The sequence below is a fragment of the Paenibacillus sp. sgz302114 genome (assembly GCF_056120345.1).
The window spans coordinates 1-971 of record NZ_JBVYOI010000033.1 but is presented as its reverse complement, the minus strand read 5'-3'; the positions used below and the strand labels follow the sequence as shown (position 1 = coordinate 971).

General features: G+C 39.1%; 1 protein-coding gene. It reads right to left on the bottom strand.

Features of this window, described 5'->3' with window-relative positions; all coding sequences use genetic code 11:
• Positions 1 to 428: 428 nt before the first annotated feature.
• A complete protein-coding gene (locus AC0LWF_RS27760; protein WP_474654699.1) occupies positions 429 to 821 on the bottom strand; it encodes a VOC family protein in 393 nt (130 codons plus the stop codon).
• Positions 822 to 971 lie beyond the last annotated feature (150 nt).

Genomic DNA, 971 nt, shown 5'->3' with positions numbered 1-971 from the left:
TTCGTCTAATTTATCTGAATAACATATTTTTTTTACACAACTTAAAGATGTTTAGGAGGTGAAAAAAATGTCTAACCAAACAACAAACGAAATTCCCAAAATGTCTCAGAGAACGTAAAGGATACCGCAGGGACTGTATTTCATTCTGTTCATAAAGGGTTAGAAGCAGCTGAAAATGCTGCAATGAATGCTGTTGATGCAACAACTAACGCAATAAACAATTTAATAAACAATGATAAGCGTTAATACAACTAAATCAAGCAGAATGATAAATAAGATTTCATACGAAGCCACAATAAGCTCCGAATCGGCTTGAATGGAAATCCCCATTTGCCGAGTGGGAGCTTTCTTATTGAACTATAATGCTACCCGTTGGTAGAACAGGCTTTACGTCGGCAGCCTGTTCTTTGTTGTGCTATAGTACCTCGTTAACTTAGCGGGGTAGCAACCATCCAAACATGCCCGAACGGATCTTCAATTTTCCCCACACGATCTCCATGTGGCAAGTCCTGAATTGGTCTAAGGACTGTTGCACCTTCAATCACAGCTCTTTGTACCACATCGTCAACATTATAAACATATAAATAGATTATAACGGAAGTGCCACCAAGTGATTTTGCCGCGCGATTGTGTCCAGGAAATTCGTCCGCAATCATTATTCGGGCATCTCCTACTTTTACCTCGGCATGTTCAATTTCCCCGTCCCGCGTAACTATTCTACTTACCTCTATTGCACGAAATACATTTTTGTAAAAATCTATTGCTTTGTTAGCATCATGTACTGCCAGCATAGGGATTGCATTAGAAGTGGCTGTAATCATTACTTAGTTCCTCCTCAACATTAAATTTATCTCAATTATATAGTTCATTCGCTTATATACAATATTTGCTGCAAATATCTGCCCGTTTGTTTAATAAAACAAAGGAGCGGCTGCCGTGGCAATCCGCTCCTTCTGTCGTTGAACTATCGT